The 22,469-nt window shown below is 70.8% G+C and carries 24 protein-coding genes; all 24 read right to left on the bottom strand.

The window, feature by feature from the left end; all coding sequences use genetic code 11:
- Nucleotides 1-23 precede the first annotated feature (23 nt).
- The 24 genes from tsaD to ACN9M6_RS12860 all read right to left on the bottom strand — a co-directional run bounded on the left by tsaD (nt 24) and on the right by ACN9M6_RS12860 (nt 22,466).
- The gene (gene tsaD, locus ACN9M6_RS12975; protein ID WP_419163754.1) at nt 24-1,046 is read right to left on the bottom strand and encodes a tRNA (adenosine(37)-N6)-threonylcarbamoyltransferase complex transferase subunit TsaD; all 1,023 of its coding nucleotides are present in this window, start codon (nt 1,044-1,046) and stop codon (nt 24-26) included.
- 38 nt (nt 1,047-1,084) lie between these two features.
- Complete coding sequence (locus ACN9M6_RS12970) at nt 1,085-2,041, bottom strand: CdaR family protein (RefSeq protein ID WP_419163320.1); 957 nt, start codon at nt 2,039-2,041, stop codon at nt 1,085-1,087.
- The gene (locus ACN9M6_RS12965; RefSeq protein ID WP_419163319.1) at nt 2,042-2,800 is read right to left on the bottom strand and encodes a PASTA domain-containing protein; all 759 of its coding nucleotides are present in this window, start codon (nt 2,798-2,800) and stop codon (nt 2,042-2,044) included.
- Nucleotides 2,797-4,083: an RsmB/NOP family class I SAM-dependent RNA methyltransferase gene (locus ACN9M6_RS12960; protein ID WP_419163318.1), complete on the bottom strand. Its 1,287-nt coding sequence runs from the start codon at nt 4,081-4,083 to the stop codon at nt 2,797-2,799. Before ACN9M6_RS12960 ends, ACN9M6_RS12965 begins: the two co-directional genes overlap by 4 nt.
- Nucleotides 4,080-4,856, bottom strand: coding sequence for a thiazole synthase (locus tag ACN9M6_RS12955; protein ID WP_419163317.1), 777 nt, complete (start codon nt 4,854-4,856; stop codon nt 4,080-4,082). The genes ACN9M6_RS12960 and ACN9M6_RS12955 overlap by 4 nt, the downstream gene beginning before the upstream one ends.
- Nucleotides 4,857-5,063 (bottom strand): sulfur carrier protein ThiS, encoded by a 207-nt coding sequence (gene thiS, locus ACN9M6_RS12950; RefSeq protein WP_419163316.1) that lies wholly within the window; start codon nt 5,061-5,063, stop codon nt 4,857-4,859.
- Nucleotides 5,026-5,646, bottom strand: a complete 621-nt coding sequence (locus tag ACN9M6_RS12945) for a thiamine phosphate synthase (RefSeq protein WP_419163315.1) — start codon at nt 5,644-5,646, stop codon at nt 5,026-5,028. Before ACN9M6_RS12945 ends, thiS begins: the two co-directional genes overlap by 38 nt.
- 49 nt (nt 5,647-5,695) lie before the next feature.
- Nucleotides 5,696-6,670, bottom strand: a complete 975-nt coding sequence (fmt, locus tag ACN9M6_RS12940) for a methionyl-tRNA formyltransferase (RefSeq protein ID WP_419163314.1) — start codon at nt 6,668-6,670, stop codon at nt 5,696-5,698.
- Nucleotides 6,671-6,686: 16 nt separating this feature from the next.
- Entirely contained in the window at nt 6,687-7,181 is a 495-nt protein-coding gene (gene def, locus ACN9M6_RS12935) for a peptide deformylase (RefSeq protein ID WP_419163313.1), read from the bottom strand.
- Between the two features lie 29 nt (nt 7,182-7,210).
- Nucleotides 7,211-7,513 carry a preprotein translocase subunit YajC gene (yajC, locus tag ACN9M6_RS12930; RefSeq protein ID WP_419163312.1) on the bottom strand — a complete coding sequence of 101 codons (303 nt, stop codon included), beginning with the start codon at nt 7,511-7,513 and terminating at the stop codon, nt 7,211-7,213.
- On the bottom strand, nt 7,507-8,694 hold the full coding sequence (tgt, locus tag ACN9M6_RS12925) for a tRNA guanosine(34) transglycosylase Tgt (RefSeq protein ID WP_419163311.1): 1,188 nt from the start codon (nt 8,692-8,694) through the stop codon (nt 7,507-7,509). Before tgt ends, yajC begins: the two co-directional genes overlap by 7 nt.
- Nucleotides 8,691-9,818, bottom strand: a complete 1,128-nt coding sequence (queA, locus tag ACN9M6_RS12920) for a tRNA preQ1(34) S-adenosylmethionine ribosyltransferase-isomerase QueA (protein WP_419163310.1) — start codon at nt 9,816-9,818, stop codon at nt 8,691-8,693. The genes tgt and queA overlap by 4 nt, the downstream gene beginning before the upstream one ends.
- Nucleotides 9,808-10,887: a Holliday junction branch migration DNA helicase RuvB gene (ruvB, locus tag ACN9M6_RS12915; protein WP_419163309.1), complete on the bottom strand. Its 1,080-nt coding sequence runs from the start codon at nt 10,885-10,887 to the stop codon at nt 9,808-9,810. The genes queA and ruvB overlap by 11 nt, the downstream gene beginning before the upstream one ends.
- Complete coding sequence (ruvA, locus tag ACN9M6_RS12910) at nt 10,884-11,483, bottom strand: Holliday junction branch migration protein RuvA (RefSeq protein WP_419163308.1); 600 nt, start codon at nt 11,481-11,483, stop codon at nt 10,884-10,886. Before ruvA ends, ruvB begins: the two co-directional genes overlap by 4 nt.
- Complete coding sequence (gene ruvC, locus ACN9M6_RS12905) at nt 11,480-11,959, bottom strand: crossover junction endodeoxyribonuclease RuvC (protein ID WP_419163307.1); 480 nt, start codon at nt 11,957-11,959, stop codon at nt 11,480-11,482. The genes ruvA and ruvC overlap by 4 nt, the downstream gene beginning before the upstream one ends.
- Before the next feature lie 2 nt (nt 11,960-11,961).
- Nucleotides 11,962-12,705: a YebC/PmpR family DNA-binding transcriptional regulator gene (locus ACN9M6_RS12900; RefSeq protein WP_419163306.1), complete on the bottom strand. Its 744-nt coding sequence runs from the start codon at nt 12,703-12,705 to the stop codon at nt 11,962-11,964.
- A 69-nt stretch (nt 12,706-12,774) separates the two neighbouring features.
- The gene (fusA, locus tag ACN9M6_RS12895; protein WP_419163305.1) at nt 12,775-14,862 is read right to left on the bottom strand and encodes an elongation factor G; all 2,088 of its coding nucleotides are present in this window, start codon (nt 14,860-14,862) and stop codon (nt 12,775-12,777) included.
- A 113-nt stretch (nt 14,863-14,975) separates the two neighbouring features.
- On the bottom strand, nt 14,976-15,887 hold the full coding sequence (locus tag ACN9M6_RS12890) for a rhomboid family intramembrane serine protease (protein WP_419163304.1): 912 nt from the start codon (nt 15,885-15,887) through the stop codon (nt 14,976-14,978).
- A 2-nt stretch (nt 15,888-15,889) separates the two neighbouring features.
- Nucleotides 15,890-17,017, bottom strand: a complete 1,128-nt coding sequence (gene ddlA / locus ACN9M6_RS12885) for a D-alanine--D-alanine ligase (RefSeq protein ID WP_419163303.1) — start codon at nt 17,015-17,017, stop codon at nt 15,890-15,892.
- Entirely contained in the window at nt 17,014-17,436 is a 423-nt protein-coding gene (locus tag ACN9M6_RS12880; RefSeq protein ID WP_419163302.1) for an energy transducer TonB family protein, read from the bottom strand. Before ACN9M6_RS12880 ends, ddlA begins: the two co-directional genes overlap by 4 nt.
- On the bottom strand, nt 17,429-20,053 hold the full coding sequence (gene mutS, locus ACN9M6_RS12875; RefSeq protein WP_419163301.1) for a DNA mismatch repair protein MutS: 2,625 nt from the start codon (nt 20,051-20,053) through the stop codon (nt 17,429-17,431). Before mutS ends, ACN9M6_RS12880 begins: the two co-directional genes overlap by 8 nt.
- Nucleotides 20,050-20,838: an SPOR domain-containing protein gene (locus ACN9M6_RS12870; protein ID WP_419163300.1), complete on the bottom strand. Its 789-nt coding sequence runs from the start codon at nt 20,836-20,838 to the stop codon at nt 20,050-20,052. Before ACN9M6_RS12870 ends, mutS begins: the two co-directional genes overlap by 4 nt.
- Nucleotides 20,835-21,845, bottom strand: a complete 1,011-nt coding sequence (holA, locus tag ACN9M6_RS12865) for a DNA polymerase III subunit delta (RefSeq protein WP_419163299.1) — start codon at nt 21,843-21,845, stop codon at nt 20,835-20,837. The genes ACN9M6_RS12870 and holA overlap by 4 nt, the downstream gene beginning before the upstream one ends.
- 48 nt (nt 21,846-21,893) lie before the next feature.
- Nucleotides 21,894-22,466: a zf-HC2 domain-containing protein gene (locus ACN9M6_RS12860; protein WP_419163298.1), complete on the bottom strand. Its 573-nt coding sequence runs from the start codon at nt 22,464-22,466 to the stop codon at nt 21,894-21,896.
- Nucleotides 22,467-22,469 lie beyond the last annotated feature (3 nt).

Below are 22,469 nucleotides of genomic sequence, written 5' to 3'. Positions count from 1 at the left end.
AGACACCCTCCTGGGGTCGGCTGTCAGACCAGTCCGGGAAACACGAGCGCCGCGTCGGCGTTGAGCGACCACGGGCTTCGTTCCCCGTTGGCCAGGCGATGACGCGCGGCGGCGGCGATCATGGCCGCGTTGTCGGTCGCGAGGCGCGGGGACGGGGCGTACAGTTCCCCGGACGAGCTCAGGCGCTCGGCTAAACGTTGGCGCAGGCGTGAGTTCCGCGCCACACCACCGCCCAGTACGACCCGGCGGCAGCCGGTGCGTTCCACCGCACGCAGCGTCTTTTCGACCAGCACGTCGACGACGGCCTCCTGGAACCCGGCCGCAAGATCGGACACGAGGTCGGCCGTGAGGTCGGCTTCGAGGTCGGCTTCGCACTCGGCGGCGATGCGGGCCACGGCGGTTTTCAGACCCGAGAACGACATGTCGTAGTAGGACGGGTCGCCCGGACGGTCGCGGCCGCGCAGCATCGGCCGCGGGAGGGGAAAACGGTCGGCGGCACCGCCCTCCGCGGCGCGCTGGATGTGGGGGCCGCCGGGGTACGGCAGACCGAGCCGGCGGGCGACTTTGTCGAACGCCTCCCCCGCCGCGTCATCCCTCGTCTGTCCGAGCAGCCGGTAGCGGCCCCAGGCGCGCGCCTCCAGCAGGAGCGTGTGTCCGCCCGATACCAGAAGGCCGATGAAGGGGGGCCGCGCGGCTTCGTGTTCGAGCGCGGTCCCGAACAGGTGCCCCTCCATGTGGTGGACGCCGAGCAGGGGGAGCTTGCGGGCGAAGGCGTAGGCTTTGGCCCAGTTCACGCCGACAAGCAGGGCGCCGACGAGGCCGGGGCCCGCGGTCACCCCGACGCCGGCGACCTCCTCGTGATCGACGCCCGCCTCCTGCATCGCGTGCCGCACCATCGCGTCCAGCGCACGGATGTGCTCGCGCGCGGCGATCTCCGGAACGACGCCGCCGAACGCCGCGTGTGCGTCCTGCGACGCGATCGCCAGACCCCGGATTCCGGTTTCGTCCACGACGGCGGCGGAGGTCTCGTCACAGGAGGTCTCGATGCCGAGGACCGGCCCGTCGCGGAAGCCGCGAGCCGGCGCTACGGCGTTGATGGGTCGGGCCGGGCGGAAGCGGGGGCCGCTCGCACGCGCTCGGGATCGAGATCGATCGTCACGGTCTCGGTCACATCGTCGGGCAGGACGGCGCGCACGGGATAGGAGGCCGCGCCATCGAAGGCGTCGGGGATCTCGACCGTCACGGTGAGGTCGGCGGGGTCGAGGCCGTCCACGACGGCGGCGGGTCCGGTGACGGTTACGGTGACCGTGGGTGGCTCCAGCGAGGCCATCGCCGCCAGGGCGCCGGTGGCTGCCACCTCGGCCTCGAACCGGCGGATGCGGAGCGAGTCGACGTCCACGGTGCCGAGTACGGTGACGGGGTCCACCGAGAGTCCCGCCAGATCGGGCGGCAGGGCAATCTCGAGTTGCTGCGACACGTCCCGGGAAACCGCGCCGACTTCGAGCAGTTCCGTCGACACCTGAGAGATCTGGTTGACGAAGGAGGCGGGCCCCTGCAGCCACACGCTGTCGGGGGCGAGACGCATCCCGACGACGAAGGCCCCGGGCGCCGCTCTCGCGTCGGTGCGGCCGGTGACGGCGACCCGCTTCCCCACCCGCTCCTCGAGACGGACGGTGACGACGGAGGGGCTGACCGTCATCGGCTCGACCCCGAGTTCGCGGTTGTAGATGACTTCCGACGCCGAGAGCGGGATCTGGACCACGCTGTCCTCCACCTGGTCGATGACCTTGCGGATGATCGTCTCCTCGAAGCGCGCGGCGAACACCTGGTTCCTCCCGCCGCGGAACGTGGTCGTGATCTCGGCCGGCAGGACCTCGCGGAGACTCCAGGCGGAGTCGCTCACCTGCAACTCGAGCAGAGTGGGCACGGCCTGTTCGGCGATTTCGGTGTCGGCCGACACGCTCAGCCAGAGAAGGAGCGACAGTGCGATCGCCGCGACCTTGTAGGGCCAGTTCTGCGTGAACACGCCTTTGACGTCCATCTAGCCCTCCTGGCTCTGCGGGCCCTGCGGGCCGTCCGGGATCGAATCGGGCGGGGTCCCGGCGATGATGACCGAGACGCGGCCTTCCCCGCGCAGAGACGAGCCCGGCTCCGGGCTCTGAAAGATGACGCGTCCCTGGACATCGGGCGCGTCGACCTGGTACCGGACCGCGCCGAGGCGGAGTTCCAATTCCTCGAGGAGCGCCTCGACGTCGTCGACGTGGCGGCCCCGGAGATCAGGTACGGAGACGATCGCCCTTCCCTGGCTGACGAAGAGCCGAACCCGGGCGGGCAGCGTGAGGCGCGTCCCCGCAGCGGGCTCGGTGCGGATCGCGCCGGCGGTTCCGACGCCTTCGGTCTCCTCGACGTCGATGTCGAAGCCGAGCCGGGTCAGGAGCGTCGCGGCTTCGTTGGTCGGCAGGCCGGCCAGATCGGGCACGATGCGAGTCTCGACCCCGGCGCTCGTCGTGAGGACCACGGTGTCGCCGGTTCGGGCGACCTGGCCGGGGAGGGGGCGCTGGGCGATGACAGCGCCGGCGGCGACCTCTTCGTGATTGAGCCGGCCGCGCTCGACGGGCACGAAACCGAGTTCGGCCAACTGCCTGTCCGCGTCGTCGAACGGCGCGCCCATCAGGTCGGGGACTTCCGTGAAGTCGACGTCGGTCGGGTCGTCCGCGGCGGGGAAGAGTTTCCACGCGGCCAGACCGTACCCGATGAGAAACATGACGCCGGCCAGGCACAGCACGCGCACGAGTCTCATGCGACCCTCCGCAGCCGCGCGGCATAGGCGCCGTCGGTGCCGGTGAGCCAGGGGCGGACGAACAGGTCGCCACGCGACGTCACGCACGCCTCCGGCAGCTCCGGCGGTTCGCGCCGATAGTCGGGCCTGCGGTCGAGAAAAGCATCCACCTGCGCTTCATTCTCCTCGTACTCGAGCGAACATGTGCTGTACACCAGGAGGCCGCCCGGCCTCACGGCTTCGGCGCAGCCGTCCACAATCTCGCGCTGCAGCGCCACGAGGTCGTCGAGGCCTCGCGGTTCGAGCCGCCAGCGGGCGTCCGCCCGCCGCCGCAGCACGCCGGTGCCCGTACACGGCACGTCGGCGAGCACGGTTCCGGCCTCGGCGACCGGAAGCCGCCGGGCGTCGGCGACCGCGGCGCTCACCGGCAGATCAAGCCGCCGGGCCGGCGCCGCGAGGCGGGCCAGCCGCCGCCGCGAGATGTCGAGCGCCACGACCCGCACGCCATGCGCCGCCGCGAGCCCGAGCGCCTTCGTGCCCGGCGCCGCGCACGCGTCCAGCACGGGCTCTGCGGGCCGGCCGCCGACATAATCTACCACGGCGGAGGCCGCAGGGTCCTGTATGACCGCGCGCAGGCCGGAGAGCGCCGCCTCGGGGGAGCCCTTCGCGAGCGTGAATGACCGCGGCCAACCGGCGACCGGCGTGAGTTCGACACCCTCGGGAACCTCGGGAACCTCGGACGGAGCGGGCTCGTCCCCGGTCAGCATGCGGACGACGACGTCCGGCGGCCGGTTCTGCTGTTCGACGAGCCGCCGCACATCGGACAGCGGCCACCGCTCGAGCCAGCGACGCACCAGCCACTCCGGGTGCGAGCCCCACGAGCACAGGTAGGCGACCGGATCCGCTTCGGGCGCCGGGAACGGGTCGGCGTCGCGGCCCCGGGCCAGGGCGCGCAGAACGGCGTTCACGTATCCGGCCTTCCCACGCCCCAGACCGCCCCGCGCCGCGCGCACCGTTTCACCGACCGCCGCATGGTCGGGCGTACGCAACTCGGTGAGCTGATAGACGCCGATCCGCAGCCAGTCGAGCACGTCCGCGTCGATACGGCGCGTCGGCCGGTCGGCGAAGGCCCGAACCCAGGCGTCGAGACGCGCGCGGAGCCGCAGGCAGCCGAACGCGATCTCCAGCGCCAGGCCGCGGTCGGCCGGGTCCACGACGGGCAGGATGCGCGACGCCGCGCGATCGGACAGCGCGCCGGCCCGCACCTCGGCCAGAATCCGGTGGGCCGCCGCGCGGGGGTTCAAGCCGGGGGCGGTACGCCCTCGAGGGGGCTCGACGGCACCGCCCATTCGCGCCGGGGCATGCGTCCCGCCACGTAGGCGCGCCGCCCCGACTCCACGGCCAGCCGCATCGCGGTCGCCATCCCGACCGGATCCTCGGCCGCGGCGATCGCCGTGTTCATGAGGATGCCGTCCACACCCTGTTCCATCGTCGCGCACGCGTCGGAGGCCGTCCCCACTCCGGCGTCGACGATCACGGGCACGGAGAGCCGCGACTTGATGATCCGGATGTTGAGCGGGTTGAGCAGCCCGAGGCCGCTTCCGATCGGCGAGGCGAGCGGCATCACGGCCGCGGCTCCCGCCTCCTCGAGACGCAGCGCCGTAACCAGATCGTCGTTGGTGTACGGCAGGACCACGAAGCCCTCGGCCACGAGGACTCGGGTCGCCTCGATCAGCTCTTCGGTGTGCGGGAGGAGTGTGTCGGGGTCTCCGATCACCTCGAGCTTCACCCAGTCGCTCATCCCGGCCGCGCGCCCCAGGCGCGCGAAGCGGATCGCGTCCTCCGCCGTATAGCAGCCCGCGGTATTGGGCAGGAGTTCGAACTCATCGGGGCTGATGGTCCGGAGGATGTCGTCGCGGTCCGGATTCTCGATGTCCACGCGCCGCACGGCGACGGTGACCATGCCGGCGCCGGAGGCACGGATCGCCTCGAGCATGATCTCCGGACTCGGATATTTTCCGGTCCCGACGATGAGCCGGGAATCGAACGTCCGTCCGCCGATCGTCAATGCGTCCACTCAACCGCCTCCCACGAAATGGACGAGTTCCACGCGGTCTCCCGCCTCGAGGTGCACGCGCTCGATCTCGGGCAGCCGGATGATCCGGCGGTTGAGTTCGACGACGATCGCCCGGCCATCCAGCCCCAGGACCTGGAGCAATGATGCGACGGACGTTCCCGCGGGAACGTCACGCTCCCGTCCGTTCACCTGTATGCGTATCTCCATCAGGATCTCCATCAAGCCGTCTCCTCAGGTCGAGCGCCGCCTGCCCCGGGTCGGGCGCGGACCACACGGCGCGCCCCACCACGATCCCGTACGCGCCGGCGCTCACGACTTCGTCCACGCGGTCCGCGCGCACGCCGCCGATGGCGAGGACCGGCGGTACGGGCCCGGAGCGCGGCCCGCGGCGCACGGCGGCCACGGCGGCGGGCCCGCTCCCCTCGATCCCGGGGTGCGAGGGCGTCGCGTAGATCGTACCCAGTACGAGGTAGTCGGCGCCGTCCCGAACGGCTCGAAACGCGCCCTCCGCATCATGCACCGATGCCCCGATCGCCAGCCTTCCCCCGCACGCCTCGACCATCCGGCGCGTCTCCTCCACCCCGAGAGCGGTCCGCCCAAGCTGCACAGCCTGCGCACCGGCCGCCAGCGCGACATCGGGCCTGCCGTTCACCACCAGCCAGCCCGCTGTCGCGCGGGCGACCGGAGCCAGTCGGGCCGCGATCTCGAACAGGCTCCGAGTGGGGAGTCGCGCTCTCAGGTGTACCGCGATGGGCGCCGCGCGCTCCAGCACGCCGGCGGCGCCGTCCACCTCGCGCTCCGAGACGAGCACATGAAGCCGGGGGAGAGCGGGCCGTGCGTCAGTCGAAGCGGGCCCCCTTCAGGTCGGCCACCCCCCGCACCCAGGCGGCCGAGGCCATGCGGCGGCCGCCGGCCGGCTTCACGGCCCCGACCTGCAGCACGCCCGACCCGGTCGCGACGCTCAGCCCCCGCACGGGATGGGCTTCGAGCACGGTGCCGGGCGGCGCGGCCGCATCCGGCGCCTCGCCGCCGCCCACTTCGCGCGCCGGGAAGATCGCGGGCTCGAAACACTGGACGGACCGCCCCGCGAGCGAGGTCCACGCCGCGGGCCAGGGATCGCAGCCGCGCAGCCAACGGCCCAGTTCCTCCGCGGACCGCGACCAGTCGATCCGGGCCGCGCCCCGGTCGAGTTTGGGCGCCCACGTCGCGCGCGTGTCGTCCTGCGGCGTCTCGAGGGCGCGGCAGGCCGCGACCTCCGCCAGAACCGCGACGACGCGCGTGCCTCCGGCCGCGGCGGCCTCCCCGTAGAGTTCTCCCGCCGTCATCGTCGCGTGGATGGGGATGCGGGTCTGCCCGAGCACCGGTCCGGCGTCGAGTTCGACGACCATGCGCTGGATGCTCACCCCGGTCTCCCGATGACCCCGGATGATGGCCCAGTTGATCGGTGCGGCGCCGCGCAGCGCGGGGAGAAGCGAGGCGTGCACGTTAAGCGAACCGAGCGGGGGCAGGTCGAGCGCTTCGCTCGGAAGGATGCGGCCGTACGCCGCGACCACGGAGATGTCGGGCCCGAGTCGGCGCGCCTCGTCGAGGAACGTCCCCTCCCCGGGACGGGACGGCTGCAGGATCGGCACTCCGGCCTCCAGCGCCCAGCGCTTCACTGGGCTGGCCCGCAGCGCCCTCCCCCGGCCCCCACGCCCCCGTCCCGCCGGCCGGTCGGGATTGGTCACCACGCCGGCGATCTCGTGCCCCGCCTCCCTCATCGCCTCGAGGGAAGGGAGCCCGAAGTCGGGCGTCCCCCAGAACAGGACCCTCACGACGCCCGTTCCGTCTTCAGTCCCGGTCCCGTTTCCGCCACTTCCCGAGCAGGATCTTGCGCTTGAGCGGGCTCACGCGATCGAGGAAGAGCATGCCGTCGAGGTGGTCCTTCTCATGCTGGATGCAGCGGCTCAGCATGCCTTCGGCCCGGATCTCCACGGGTTCTCCGTCGAGGTCGAGTCCGCGGGCCACGATGGACTCGCTGCGCTCGACGATCTCCGCCAGTCCGGGGATGCTGAGGCAGCCCTCCTCCTCCTTCACCGTCCCCTCCGCCTCGACGATTTCGGGGTTCACGAGCACGCCGGGGGGAATGTCGGGATCACGCACGTCGTACACGAACAGCCGGATCGGCACGCCCACCTGCGGCGCCGCGAGCCCGATGCCCTCGGCCTCGTACATCGTCTCCTGCATGTCCGCCGCCAGCTTGCGGAGGTCGTCGTCGATGCCGTCCACGGGGGCACACTTCTCCCTCAGAACAGGGTCGCCGAACATGCGGATTTCGAGGATCACAACCAGGCCCTCGCGTCGACCCCGGGGGGTCAGGTCCTCGAGCCGACCCTGCCGATCTTCGAGCGCTCAACCTCGAGCCGGGTCTCGCCGCTCTTGATCGTGACGCGGTCGTTCGTGAGGTGGACGATCGTGCCCACGATGCCACCAACCGTGGTGACTTCGTCTCCCCGCTTCAGACCCTTGATCAGCTCCTGGTGCTCGCGCTGCTGCTTACGCTGCGGTCGGATGAAGATGAAATAGAAGATGGCGAGGAAGCCGAACATCATCAGCATCGTGCCGGCCGGGTTCGGCGCTCCGCCCTCGGATCCGCCCATGAGGCTCAACATCAGCATTCTGCGTCCTCACCTTCCTCTTGTATTCCTGCGCGCGGGATCCCGCGCCGGTAGGTGGCGAGCCAGTCGTCGGCCCAGCGGTTGTATTCGCCCCGCAGGATCGCCGCGCGGGCGAGGGAAGTCAATCGAATCAGGAAGCGCACGTTGTGCAGCGACAGCAGCCGCAGGCCGAGCAGTTCGCCGCTCACGAACAGGTGGCGCAGATAGGCGCGGCTGTAACGGGCGCAGCAGGCGCAGTCGCACGTCTCATCGAGAGGGGCGGGATCGGTCGCGAAGCGCGCGCCCTTGATGTTGAAGCGACCCTGGGCCGTGAAAGCGGTGCCGTTGCGCCCGTTCCGGGTCGGCGCGACGCAGTCGAACATGTCCACGCCCCGCCGGACGGCCTCGACGAGGTCGTCGGGATACCCGACGCCCATGAGGTAGCGGGGGCGGTCTCGAGGGAGGGACGGTTCGATGGCGTCGAGTACCCGGTGCGTCACCTCCTTCTCCTCGCCCACGGAGAGGCCGCCGATGCCGATCCCCGGCCAGTCGCCCATGGCCAGGGTGCGTTCGATGGATTCGAGGCGCAGGTCCCCGAACGAGGCGCCCTGTACGATGGGAAAGAGGAGTCCGCCGCGTCCGTCGCGTCCGGAATGAGTCTCGTGGCGCGCCTGGCAGCGCTCGAGCCAGGCGAGGGAACGTTCGACGGCGGTCCGGACCGCCTCGCGCGACGCTTCGCCGGGGGGACACTCATCGAACGCCATGCGGATGTCGGCGCCGATCGCGGCCTGGATGTCCATCGACAGTTCCGGGGTCAGCCGGTGCAGGCTCCCGTCGAGGTGGCTGCGGAAGGTCACGCCTTCGTCGTCGATCTCGTTGATCCGCGCCAGAGAAAACACCTGAAAACCGCCCGAGTCCGTGAGGATGGGACCGTCCCATCCCATGAACCGGTGGAGTCCGCCCAGTTCGGTGAGGACGCGGGTTCCGGGTCTCAGGTAGAGGTGATAGGCGTTGCCCAGGAGGACCTCGACGCCGGCTTCGCGGAGTTCTCCGGGGGTCAGCGACTTCACGGTGCCGAGCGTCCCGACGGGCATGAAGCACGGCGTGCGGATCTCCCCTCGAGCGAGACTCAGCACGGCGGCGCGCGCACGGCCGCTCGTCCCCTCCAGACGGAATCGTTCCTTTCCGGGAGGCCGGGTCATATGACCAGCATCGCGTCGCCGTAGGAATAGAAGCGGTACTGCTCGCGGATCGCGTGGGCGTAGGCTTCGAGCGCGAGTTCCCGGCCCCCGAAGGCCGCCACGAGCATGAGGAGGCTGGAGCGCGGGAGGTGGAAGTTGGTCACGAGGGCGTCGACGGCCCGGAACTCGTACGGGGGCCGGATGAAGAGGTTCGTCCATCCCCGTCGCGGCTCGTAGCGGCCGCCGGCGCCCACGGTCTCGAGCACGCGGCAGGAGGTCGTGCCGATGGCGAACACGCGGCCGCCCGACTCCCGCGTCGCGTTCAGACGGTCGGCCGCGGCCTGTGAGAAGCTGTAGGCCTCCGGCGCGACGCGGTGTGCCTCGATGCGGGCGGCGGTGACCGGGCGGAAGGTCCCGAACCCGACGTGGAGGGTGAGCTTGACGAGGCGCGCGCCGCGGGCCTCGACGCGGGCGAGCAGTTCGGGCGTGAAGTGGAGTCCGGCCGTGGGGGCGGCGACGCTGCCGACCGGCGCCGCGTAGACGGTCTGGTAGCGCTCGCGATCCTCGGCGTCATCGCCGGGGTCGTCCTCCGGCGTGCCGTCCCTCGCGATATAGGGCGGAAGGGGGACGCGGCCGTGGCGGTGGATCAGGTTCCACGGGTCGCCGTCGCCGACGAGCCGCACGAGGCGGGTGCCATCGGGGGCGGAGTCGAGGATCTCGACCGCGAATCCGTCGGCGATGTCCACGGTGCGGCCCGGCTTCAGCTTGCCGCCGGGGCGGACCATGGCGCGCCACCGCCGGGCGTCCGTCCGGTCGAAGGAGTCGGACGGGTGGAGCCCCGGGTCGAGAGCCGGATCGAGCGCCGGGGGTTCGGGGCGAACGAGGAGGATCTCGGCGCGGGCCCCGGTCGGCTTGCGGCCCAGCAGCCGGGCCGGGAAGACGCGGCTGTCGTTGACGACGACCGCGTCGCCGGGGGACAGCCCGTCGAGCAGCGCGGGAAAGGCGGCGTCCGTGAAGCCGCCCCGCGCGCGGTCGACCACGAGGAGCCGGCTGGCATCCCGCCGCTCGGCCGGACGGGCCGCGATCAGCTCGGCCGGCAGTTCGTAATCGTACGCCTCCGTCCGGCCCGCCCGGTCATCCGTCATCGCCGAAAAGCGCGCCCTGCGCCCCGCCGGCTTCCCCGCGCGGGAGCGCGTAGCCGAAGCGCTCGTACGCCTTCCGGGTGGCCGTGCGGCCGCGCGACGTGCGCTGCATGTAGCCGTTCTGGATCAGGTAGGGCTCGTAGACTTCCTCGAGCGTGCCCGCATCCTCGCCCACCGCGACCGCGAGCGAGGCGAGCCCCACCGGACCGCCGTCGAACGTCTCGATGATCGCCTTGAGCACGCGGCCGTCCATCTCGTCGAGGCCGTACTCGTCGACGTTGAGCAGCGCGAGGCCCTTCGCGGCGGTCTCGACGTCGATCGTCCCCTCGGCCCGCACCTGGGCGAAGTCGCGTACGCGGCGCAGCAGGCGGTTCGCGATGCGGGGCGTGCCGCGGGCGCGCCGGGCGATCTCGTCCGCGCCGCTGGTCGTGATGGGGATGTCGAGGAGACGGGCCGACCGGGTGACGATTCGCTCCAGTTCCTCCGTCGGGTAGTAGCCCAGCCGCTCGACGACGCCGAAACGCGCCCGCATGGGGGCGGTCAGGAGCCCGAAGCGGGTCGTCGCACCCACGAGCGTGAAGCGTTCGAGCTTCATCGAAAACGTCTCGACGCGCGGACCGTCCCCGAGCCGGATCTCGATCCGGTAGTCCTCCATCGCGGGGTAGAGGAACTCCTCGATGACGGGGCGCAGGCGGTGGATCTCGTCGATGAACAGGATGCCGCGCGGCGGGAGGTTCGTGAGCAGTCCGGCGAGGTCCCCGGCCTTCTCCAGCACGGGCCCGGAGGTGAGCTTGATGTCGACGCCGAGTTCCTGGGCGAGAAGCAGGGCCAGCGTCGTCTTGCCGAGGCCGGGCGGGCCGTAGAAGAGCGTGTGATCGAGCGCTTCCTCGCGGCCCAGCGCCGCTTCGACGAAGACGGAGAGGCTCTCCTTGACCCTCGCCTGGCCGATGAACTCGTCGAGCCGGCGCGGGCGGAGCGACGCATCCGGACGCAGGTCGGCCTCGAGCGACTCGGGCGTGGTGATATCGGTGCGCGGCCGCTCGTCGGGGCCGGGAGGCTCGGGCGTCGTCATACGTGCCGCAGCGCGTGACGCACGAGTTCCTCGGCGTCGACCTCCCGGCCCTCGAGCGATTCGAGCGCCCTGTGCACGGCGTTCTCGCTCTGGGCGTGCGGGTAACCCAGGCCGCGCAGCGCCTTCACGGCCGCCAGGACCGGAGCGCCAGCCGCCGCGGCGCCGCCGTCCGTGTCGCTCATGTCGCTCATGTCGTCGAGCTTGTCGGCGAGTTCGATCGCGATCCGCTCGGCCGTCTTGCGGCCGACGCCGCTCACGGTCTGGAGCGTTCGGTGGTCCTTGGCGCGGATGGCCCGCACCACCCGCTCCGGCGGCAGGGCCCCGAGGATCGCGAGGGCGAGGCGCGGCCCGACCCCGCTCGGGACACGCAGCCGCTGGAACAGCTCGCGGTCCCGTGCGCTCTCGAATCCGTACAGCTCGAACGCGTCATCGCGTACGACGAGCACGGTGTGCAGTTCCACCATCCCTCCCTCGGACGGGAGACGGTCGGCCAGCCCCAGGGGCACGTTGACCTCGTAGCCGACGCCGTCGCCCGTGACGACCTCGACGGCGCCCGACCCGCGCCCGACCAGCTCGCCGCGCAGCCGCCGGATCAAGGCAGCGGCCCCGCGAGAAGGTGGCACAGGGCGACCGCGCAGCCGTCCGCGGCGTCCGCGGGGTGCGGCGCCTCGCCGAGCCGCAGGTGGTGCTTGACCATGAAGCCCACCTGCTCCTTGCTCGCGGCGCCGGTCCCGACGACCCGCTTCTTCACCTCGCGCGGCGCGTACTCGTGGACCGGGAGCCCCCGCAGCGCGGCCGCCAGCACCAGGACGCCGCGCGCATGCCCGAGTACCAGAGCCGTGCGGGCGTTCCGCCCGTAGAAGGCGCTCTCGATCGCCACGCAGGTCGGCTCCAGCCGGTCGATGAGTTCGAGCGCCGCGGTATGGATGTCGACGAGCCGGCCGGGGAGGTCCGTTCCGCGCGGCCGCACGACGCCGCACTCGATGAGCCGGTACGCGAGACCCGGCGCCGGGCGCCGCCCTTCGATGAAGCCGTAGCCGGTCGCCCGGGTGCCCGGGTCGATGCCGAGCACCTTCAGACGGCCTCCCAGTCCGCGTCCTCCAGGTCGACGTTCGTGTTCACCTTCAGCACGTCGTCGTGTTCGTCCAGCGCCTCCAGGATGCCGAGGATCTTCTCCGCCTCGCGGCCCGCGAGCCTCACGGTGTTGTTGGGCACCATGGCGAGATCCGCCTCGGCGACCGGGATGCCGGCGCCGCGCATCGAGGCGAGCACGTCGTGAAAGTCGGCCGCCGTCGTCGTCACGAGGTACATGCCGTCCTCGGACTCGAAGTTCTCGGCCCCGGCCTCGAGCGCCGCGTCCAGCGTCGTGTCTTCGTCGCCCCGTTCGGCGGGCACGAAGATCTGACCCTTGCGCTCGAACATCCACGCGACCGAGCCGCTCTGGCCCAGGTTGCCGCCGCGCTTGTCGAGCAGGTGCCGGAGTTCGGCCAGCGTCCGGCGGGGGTTGTCGGTCAGGCACTCGAGAAAGAGCGCCACGCCCCTCGGCGCGTACCCCTCGTGGGTGACCTCCTCGAAGGTGGTCCCCGGCAGGTCCCCCGTCCCGCGCCGGACCGCGCGGTCGATGTTCTCGGCGGGCATGCGCTGGCCCTTGGCGTTGTCGATCGCGGTCCGGAGGCGGGGATTGAAGTCCGGATCCCCTCCCCCTTCGCGCGCCGCCACGGCGATCTCGCGCCCGAGCTTGGAGAAGAGCTTCCCCTTCGCCTTGTCGGTCACCGCCTTCTGGCGCTTGATCTTCGACCACTTCGAATGGCCCGCCACGGGCTACCGCCTGCTCCTCCCGCTACTCGTCATCCTATTCGGCATTCTATTCGGCATCCTGTCATCCTATTAGTCATCGTCGCGCCGGGACTCGGCGATCACTCTCTCCTGAACATGTGGGGGAACCTGCTCGTACGCAGCCAGACTCCGGGTGTGCGTCGCCTTCCCGTGCGTGAGAGACCTCAGGGCGGCCGAGTACTTGTAGAGTTCGGACTGCGGGACGCGGGCCTTCACGACCTGCCGCCGCCCCTTCGAGTCCATGCCTAGCACGCGGCCGCGGCGCTGGTTCAGGTCTCCCATCACCTCCCCCATGTACTCCTCGGGGGTCTCGACCTCGATCTCCATGATGGGCTCGAGGATCACGGGATTCGCATCCCTCGCCACCTTCTGGAAGGCCAGCGACCCGGCGATCTGGAAGGCGATATCGGAGCTGTCCACGGAGTGGTGCGAGCCGTAGAAACACTCGGCCTCGAAGTCGACGAGAGGGTAGCCCGCGAGGACACCCCTCCGGGACGCTTCCGCGATGCCCTTGTTCACGGCCGGGACGAACTTGGTCGGGATCACGCCGCCCTTGATCGAGTCGACGAACACATACCCTTCACCACGCGCCAGCGGCCGGAGGCGGACGTGACAATCGCCGAACTGGCCGCGGCCTCCCGACTGTTTCCTGTGCCGGCCGTGGCCCTCGGCGACCCGCGTGATGGTCTCGCGGTAGGCGATGTTGGGCTGATGAGTATCGACGTTGATCCCGTACTTCCGGGTCATCTTCTCGAGTGAGATGTTGAGGTGGATCTCCCCGAGTCCGCGGATGATGGTCTGCCCGCGTTCGCCGTCGTAGCCGGAGGAGAAGGTCGGGTCTTCCTCGTGAATCTTGGCGAGCCCGCTGCCGATCTTGTCCTCGTCGCCACGGGTCCGGGCGGTGACGGCGAGGGAGAGGTCGGGGCTCGGCCACTGGATACCCTCCAGTATCAGCGCGCTCCCGCTGTCGCAGAGCGTGTCGCCCGTGTGGGTGTCCTTGAGCTTGGTCACCACGCCGATGTCGCCGGGGTTCAGCGCGTCCACGTCGATGCGCCGGGAACCGTGCGGGATCGCCATGTGCGCGATGCGTTCGGTCGCGGAGCGTTCGGGGTTGGCGAGCGTGACACCGTTCGCGATCCGCCCGGAGAAGATGCGGAAATAGCTCAGGTCGCCGACGTGCGGTTCGGACGTCGTCTTGAACACGAGGGCCGCTGTGGGCGCGGCGGCTCCCGGCTCCAGCGTCACCTCGCCGCTTCCGTCGCGGGCCATCTGGGCGACGGAACGGTCGGGCGACGGCAGCAACTCCACGATCCGGTCGAGCAGGGCCGGCACCCCGGCGCTCGTCTGGCACGATCCGCAGAACACGGGGACGATGTCGCCGGCGCGGATCGCGTCCGACAGCACTTCGATGACCCGGCGGGGGTCGAGTTCCTCGCCCTCGAAGTAGGCCTCGAGCAGATCATCGTCGGCGGCGACGATGGCTTCGATCAGCTCCTCGTGGAACTCCTCGGCGGTCGCCGAACTCTCCCCGGGGATGTCGACCTCGTCGCTGGCGCCCAGGTCTCCTCCCTTGAAGCGGTGCGCCGTCATGGTGAGGAGGTCGACGATGCCGCTGAAGTCGGCGCCCTCACCGATCGGGAGCTGGAGCGGCATCACGCCGGAATCGAGTTCGGCCCGGATCTGGTCGACGGTGTTCCCGAAGTCCGCGTTGTCCCGGTCCATCATCGAGACGAAGACGGCCCGCGGCAGGCCGGCGGCCTTGGCGGCCGCCCAGGTCTTCTCCGTCCCCACCTCGACGCCCGAGATCGCGTCGATCACGCAGATCCCCGCATCCGCCACGCGGATCCCCGCCATCACTTCACCGAGAAAATCGAGATAGCCGGGGGTGTCGATGAGATTGACCCTGGCGTCGTTCCAGCAGGCGTGGGCCACGCCGAGGTTGATGGAGATTCCGTGGCCGGTCTCTTCGGGGGTGAAATCGGTGAGCGCGCTCCCCTTCTGGACGTCGCCCTTCCGGCTGGTGTCGCCGGCGACGTAGCACATCGCATCGACAAGCGTCGTCTTCCCGGCGCCGCCGTGGCCGAAGAGAACGACGTTGCGGATGTTCGGCGTTTCATATACCGAGGCGGCAGACACCATTTGCACCTCCTGGGATGGTAGCCGGGTCATGAGCGCGAACCGGCATCGGGCGGGGGGTTCGCGCGGGGCGAGTATTGTAGAAACCGGCGAGGCAAAACTCCAGCCGGGGGCGGCTAGTGCGTGCGGCTCTTCTTCTCCGGCTGCTGCGTCTCCTTGTACTGCCGGCTCACTTCGTCGAGGAACGCGCGTTCCCGAGGGGTCAGCGAGTCCATGCCGCCGGCGCGGATCTTGTCGAGGATGCGGTCGACCTCGTCGAGGGAGTCACCGTCGGTGCGGCGCCGGTGGCGAGGGCCGGAAGACGGCGAGCCGTTGGCGGGCTTCGGGCGCCGCTTGCGTCTCGGCTCCACGCGGACCGGCTTCACTGTCTTCGCCTTCTTCTCCTTGTACAGCGCCTGCTGGACGAGACGGCCGATGCGCTCCCCGTAGCGGAGATAGACGAAACCGGTGACCAGGCCGCCGAGGTGCGCCCAGTGCGCCACCCCGTCCGGCGAGCCCTGGGCGGTCGAGAGAAGGGTGAAGGCGCCCAGCGCCGCAACGAACCACTTGGCGGGCACCGGGAAGACGAAATAGAGGAAGATCTTCGCGTCGGGCCAGTTGAGTGCGAACGCCACGAGCAGGCCGAAGATGGCGCCGGAGGCCCCGATCATCAGCGTGGGACCCGTGAGCGAGTAGAGGAGGACGGAGAAGGCCGCGCCGCCGAGCCCGGTGGCGAGGTAGTACTTGAGGAAGAAGCGGCTGCCCCATTTCCGCTCGAGCGGCGGCCCGAAGAAGAAGAGGGCGAGCATGTTCATGAACAGGTGCGCGAAGCCGCCGTGCAGGAACATGTAGGTGACGATGGTCCACGGGCGCGTGAGGAACCCCGGCACGGCGAAACCCAGCCACTCGATCGCCGACATGGGGATGATCCGCAGCGCCGTGAGGAGAAAGATCGCGAAGTTCGCGATCATGAGGCGCAGCACCCACCGGCTCATCGGGAAGCCGTGCCCGAAGCGGACGCCGCCGGACTGGTACGCGGGCCGTCGCATCCTCATGTCTCGAGGTCGATCGCGGAAGCCAGCCGATCCTCGCGCTCGGCGCGCTCGATCGCCAGACGGATGAGACGGTCGATGAGTTCCGGGTAGGGGACGCCGCTCGCCGCCCACAACTTCGGGTACATGCTGATTCTGGTGAAGCCCGGAATGGTGTTGATCTCGTTCACGATCAGTTCGCCCGTCTCCAGGTCGCCGCACGCCTCGGTCGTGAGGAAGAGGTCGACCCGGGACATCCCCTCGCAGCACAGGGCGCGGAAGGCGCGGATCGCGAGATCCCGGGCGCGCGCGGTGGTCGCCGGATCGAGGTCCGCCGGGATGAGCAGATCGGCGCCGCCTTCATCCAGATATTTCGCCTCGTAGGAGTAGAAGCCGTGCCGGGGGGCGATCTCGCCGGGGATGGAGGCCTCGGGGGTCTCGTTCCCCAGCACCGAGATCTCGATCTCCCGCCCCCGGATCGTCCGCTCGAGGAGAACCTTGGTGTCGAAAGAGAAGGCCTCGTCGAGCGCCCGCTCATACTCGCTGTTCGTGTCCGCTCTGGAAACGCCGACGGACGATCCCATGTTCGCCGGTTTGACGAAGACTGGGGCGCCGAGCGCCTCGACGGCGTCGTCCCAGGGGGGCGCTTCCCCGCGCGCGAGGACGGTGATGAAGGGAGCGACGGGAATCGCGGCGTCGCGCAACAGGCGCTTGGCCACGTCCTTGTCCATGCACACGGACGAGCCGAGGACGCCGGGGCCGACGAAGGGGAGGTGCGCGAGACGCAGCAGACCCTGGACGGCGCCGTCCTCTCCGAGGGGGCCGTGAAGCACGGGGAAGATGACGTCGAGCGGAGGGAGCGGGTCCCCCCCGCCGAGGGGCGCGATCTCCGCGTTGCGGCCGACGGCCACGGCCAGCCCAGTCGTCGAGGCGGGGAGTCGGATGCGCCGGGGATCCGAAGCGTTCCTGAGAAAGCGGGACTCGTCCGCGAGGTGCCAGCGTCCTCGCCGGTCGATCCCGATGAGTACGACCTCGTAGCGGTCGCGATCGATGGCCTCGATCACGTTCTTCGCCGACTGGAGCGACACCTCGTGCTCCGGCGACTCGCCGCCGAACAGGACGCCGACGCGCAGTCGGGGCTCAGTCATCGCGGCCGAGGGTAGCGGACGGGGAGGTGCGCCCAGATGGCGATGGGGGCGTCGCGGTGGCGCGCGGGGCGGTACCGGAGCCGCCGGGCGCCCGCCAGCGCCGCGGAATCGAGCGCCGGATCGCCGGAGGACCGGAAGACGGCCGCGGAATCGACGAGTCCCTCGGCGGAAATGTGGATGCGGAGGAGGGTCTCGCCGCCCACGCCTCGCTCCCAGGGGTCCAGGGGGTAGGCGAAGGGGGCGCGCCCCGGTTCCAGGGCGGGTGTGACGAAGCTGGCGTCGCCGGATCGGTCGACCTGCAGGCCGCCGAGCGTGGGGCGGGCGTCTTCGGTGCAGGCGGCGGCACCGAGGACGGCGCCGAGCATGGCGAGGCCGGGCGCGGCGAGCCTGGTCCTCGAAGCCCGGGGGCGCTCACGCATCGCCGAACGCCTTCCACTCCGCGAGCGTGTTCAGCGCCTCGAGCGGGGTCAGCCGGTCGACATCGAGGCGGGCCAGCCGGTCGAGCAGTTCCCGGGCCGCCGCGACATCGGCGGCTCCTTCTTCGCCGGGCGAGTCGGCGGCGTCGAACAGGGAGAGCTGTCCGATCCCGCCTTCGGCGAGGGCGGCGCCACGCCCGCCCGCTCCCCACGGTCCGCTCTCGAGCACCTGGAGGATGCGGGCGGCGCGCCCGACGACATCGGCCGGCAGGCCGGCCAGGCGCGCCACGTGCACGCCGTAGGAGCGATCCGAGCCGCCGGGCTCGAGCCGGTACAGGAAGGCGATGTCGCGACCGGTCTCCCGCACCGCGACGTTGAACGCCGCCCCCCGCTCGAGCGACTCCGCCAGCCCGACCAGTTCGTGGTAGTGCGTGGCGAACACCGTGCGCGCGCCGAGTTCGTGCAGCCGCTCGGTCACGGCCCACGCGATGGAGAGGCCGTCGTAGGTGGACGTGCCCCGCCCGATCTCGTCCAGCAGGACGAGCGATCGCTCGGTGGCCCCGTGCAGGATGGTTGCGGTCTCCGTCATCTCTACCATGAACGTGCTCAGCCCCGCCGCGAGGTTGTCGCTCGCTCCTACGCGTGTGAAGACACGATCACATACCCCGATGCGGGCCCGGCGAGCCGGGACGAAGGACCCGATGTGAGCCATGAGCGCGATGAGTCCGGCCTGCCGCAGCACGGTCGACTTCCCCGCCATGTTGGGTCCCGTGATGATCATGGTGCGGCAATCCTGGTCCAGCCGCATGTCGTTCGGGATGAACATGTCCCGGGCCACGCTCGTCTCGACCACCGGGTGCCGGCCTTCCTCCACATCGAACACGATGTCGTCGGTCAGATCCGGACGGACGTAGTCCTCGGCGACCGCCACCTCGGCGAGACAGGCGAGGACGTCGATTTCGGCGATCCGGGCCGCGGCCGCCTGCACCCTGCCCACCTCGGCGGCGACTGCGTCCCGCACCGACTGGAAGAGCCGCGCTTCGAGCCCGGCAACCTCGTCCTCGGCGCCGAGCACCCTGCCTTCCCATTCCTTGAGTTCGGGCGTGAGGTAGCGTTCAGCGTTCGTGAGGGTCTGCCGGCGCGTCCATTCCTCCGGTACGCGGTCGAGCTTCGACTTGGTGACTTCGAGATAGTACCCGAACACCTTGTTGAACCCGATCTTCAGCGTATCGATGCCGGTCCGCTCGCGCTCGCGGATCTGCATGCCGGCGATGACGTCGACGGCGTTCGTGCGCAGGCTGCGCAGTTCGTCGAGTTCGGCCGAGAATCCGGCCCGGATCACGCCACCATCCTTGAGCGCGCGAGGCGTCTCGGGGTCGATGGCCTCGGCCACGCGCGCGGCCACGTCCTCCAGCGCATCGAAGCCGGAGCGGAGTTCGGCGAGGCGGGCGGCCTCGAGCGGGCCGAGAGCCGCGGCCAGGCCGGGCAGCGCGTCGAGGGAGAGGCCGAGGCCGAGGAGTTCGCGGGGCCCCACCCGGCCGGTCGAGACACGCGCCGCGAGCCGCTCCAGGTCGCGGATGGGGCGCAGCGCACCGCGGATGTGCTCCCGGTCGTCCGGGCGTTCGACGAGTTCCTGAACGGCGTCCAGGCGGGCCGTGATCTCGTCGGCATCGACGAGCGGCCGAAGGAGGCGCCGGCGCAGAAGCCGCGCGCCCATCGGTGTACGCGTGCGGTCGAGCAGCGTCAGCAGCGACGCGCCCTCTCCGGGACGCAGCGGTTCGACGAGTTCGAGGTTCCGCCGGGTCATGTCGTCCAGGAACATCACGCGGCCGGCGCGGTCGACGCGCGGGGGGCGCAGGTGGTCGAGGCCGGCGGGCCGCACCTCCTCCAGATAACCGAGCAGCGCCCCGCTCGCCGCAAGGAGCCGCGTGTCGCGGTCCACATGGAGACCGAACCCGATGGAGGACGTCACGCCGAACCACTCGCGGAGTCGCTCCTCTCCCAGCGACGCGTCGAACCGCCAGCCCGGCCGCGGCGTCAGGTGCCATGGGCCGGCCGGGGGATCCATCTCCTCGGAGATGAGGACCTCGGCCGGTTCGAGGCGTCCGAGTTCGTCGCGCAGGTCCGTGGCGCCGGCCAGCTCGCGAAGCTCGAACTCACCGGTCGAGAGGTCGACGATGGCGAGTCCGAACGGCGCCTCGCCGGCGATGGCCACGACGTAGTTGTTGCGCTGGGCCACGAGCAGCTTGTCTTCGAGCACGGTGCCGGGGGTGATGATCTCGACCACATCCCGCTGCACGAGCCCCTGCGCCTCCGCCGGATCCTCGAGTTGCTCGCAGATCGCCACGCGGCACCCCAGTTCGAGGAGTCGGGAGACGTACTCGTTGACGGCCTTGACCGGCACGCCCGCGAGGGGGACGTCGCGCTTTCCGCCGTTGTTGCGCGCGGTGAGGGTGAGTCCGAGCAACCGGCTTCCCTCCTCCGCGTCCTCGAAGAACAGCTCGTAGAAGTCGCCGACCCGGAAGAAGAGCAGCGAGTCGGGATGGCGGGACTTGATGTCCAGATACTGCCGGATCATCGGCGTGGAGGCGGCACCCCCGCGAGCGGCCGTTCGGGTCATGTCGCCTCGGGTACGATGTCGGCCGCGTAGCCGGCGTCATGCAGGCGCCGCTGGAGGCCGCGGGCGGCTTCGGGACTCGCGAACCGGCCCACGCGGACGCGGTGCAGGGCGTCGTCCTCGACGACCCTCGCCGGGAAACCGTCGACCTCCAGCCGGGACCGCATTTCGCGCGCGGTCTCCGCCCGCGACAACGCCGCTACCTGCACCGTGAAGCGGGGAGTGCCCGCGCCGCAGCCGGTCGAGGCCACCGCCGCCAGGCGAGCCGACGTGGCGTCGCCCACCCGTCGCGCTTCGGTGACCGCTCGCTGCCAGGCTTCGCAGGCCCGGGCGAGCAGACCCCGAGCCTCGAGCGTCCGCGCCGTCCAGTGCCATGAGACGGTCGCCAGGGGGCTCCGCGGATAGTCGGCGCGCAGCCGGTCGAGGTCGGCCGACGCGCGGGCGGGTGCGCCGAGCGCGAGGTCCAGCTGGGCCAGCCGGAGCCACGCCAGAGCCCCAAAGGACGAGCCGCCATCCAGCGCGAGGGCGAGCAGCGCGGTGCGCGCGGAATCCGCATCGGCCATGAGCCGGGCCCGCAGGTAGCGTGCGCGTGCGAGCGATTCGCGGGTCGGATTCCTGGCCTCCGCGATCCAGCGTCCGACCGCCTCCGCGACGCCTTCGGCCCTCCCGGCTTCGACCTCGGCCTCGAGGCGGACGAGTGCCGCGGGGTCGGCGGATTGTGCGGCGAACGCGGGGGCCGGGCAGATGGCGAGGAGCACGAGCGGCCACACCCGCCGCCCGACTCTCATCCCGCGGCGCCCCCGGTCTGTCCCAGCGCCAGCAGCAGGTCGGCGAGCACCGCCGGGTCGGGCCGGCCCGACTTCAGGTGCCGGTCGGCGCGGTGCAGCGCGCGGAGCGCGTGATCGAGTTCGTCTACGGTCCATGCCCTCGCCTGTCTCGCGTAGGCGTCCGCCTTCCAGGACAGGTAGCCCCGTCCGGTCTCCGACAGGACGGCCCGCAAGGCGGGGCTCCCTCCATCGAGGGCCAGGCCCAGCAGCAGGTGATGCTCGACAAGGCCGGCGACGAGGCCGACGCCCCGCTCCGAAGTGAGCACATCGTCAAGCTCGCGCAAGGCGCGACCGTACTTCCGGGAGGCCACGAGGTCGAGCCACGTCCAGCGATCGATTCGATGGGTCCGGGGGACCAGCGCCTTGATGTCGGCCTCGGTCCGGCGGTCGGCGGGGAGCCGCGAGAGCTTCTCGAGTTCGGCGTCCAGGATCGAGAGGTCCGGCCCGACCGCTCCCGCGATCCACTGGGCGGCTCCCGGGGACAGGTCGAGCCCCCAGCGCCGCCGTGCGCGGTCGCGGATCCAGCCGGGGACTTCGGCCGGCCGGGGAGAGCTCCACTCCAGCGTGCGGCAACTCTTCTTCAGATCGCGGTAGAAGGCCGCGCGAGAACCCTTGGGGATCGTCGCCGTGACGATCAGCGCGATGTCGGACGGCAGGGCTTCCGCGGCCTGCTTGAGGACCGCGCGGACCCCGGCCCCGAGGCGCTCGGCGTCGCGGACGAACACGACGCGACGTTCGGCCATCATCGGTGGCATGGCGAGGGTGGACGCGAGTTGCTCGCCGGTCACGGCCTCGGACTGGAACTGGTCGTAGTTGAAGTCGCGCGTGGCCGGGTCGAGGGCCGCATCGACGAGCTGCTGTGCGGCCTCGTCGCGCAGGCGGACGGCATCGCCGTGGAGGAACCAGCCACCGCTCGGAGAACTCCGAGCCAGTGCACGCGCGAGTCGCGGGTCGAGAGGGGCGCTCAACGCGTGGAAACCTTGGAGGGGGGGGCTCTTGCCGCCGCGTGCTGCAGGTCAGCGAGACTCGTCGAGTTGGCCGGAACGCGGTTCAGCGAGCAGGAGGGTCGAGTCTCCCGCCACGATCGTCATGTCGTATGAGGAACTGAACAGCCCACCCGCGTCGTCCAGGGCGGGCGCGAACGGGACCAGAAACCGCCCGGGTATGTAGGGACTATTGTCGAACAGACTCGGCTGGCTCTCGGCCACCGCTTCCAGGGGAGCGTCTGCGGTGACGGGCGGGAGCTGCACCTCCACGCTGAGCGGCTGATTTCGGTTCGACACGCTCAGGGTGAACAACCCGGCAGCCCCCACGGCAATCATCGCCGCCCGGCCGACGTGCGCACGCAAAGACCGCCTCCCCGGGTCGTCGACATGGTAGAGGCGGTGTTGCAGTCGAGGCTGGAAATCCGACGACGTAGTCACGCGGGGCAGCGCCCGCCAGGCGGCGAGACCGCGCGTAATGACACTCTCGTAGCGGCGACACGACTCGCAACTCTCGAGGTGCGCGTCGAAACGACCGCTCTCGCCGGCGGACAGCAGCCCGTCGCGATACTCGGTGTAGCGCTCTAGAAACTCTTTGCAAGCCATCAC

Origin of the sequence: Candidatus Palauibacter sp., from assembly GCF_965197445.1 — a bacterium.
GTDB lineage: Bacteria > Gemmatimonadota > Gemmatimonadetes > Palauibacterales > Palauibacteraceae > Palauibacter.
This window is presented reverse-complemented; position numbering and strand designations above follow the sequence as displayed.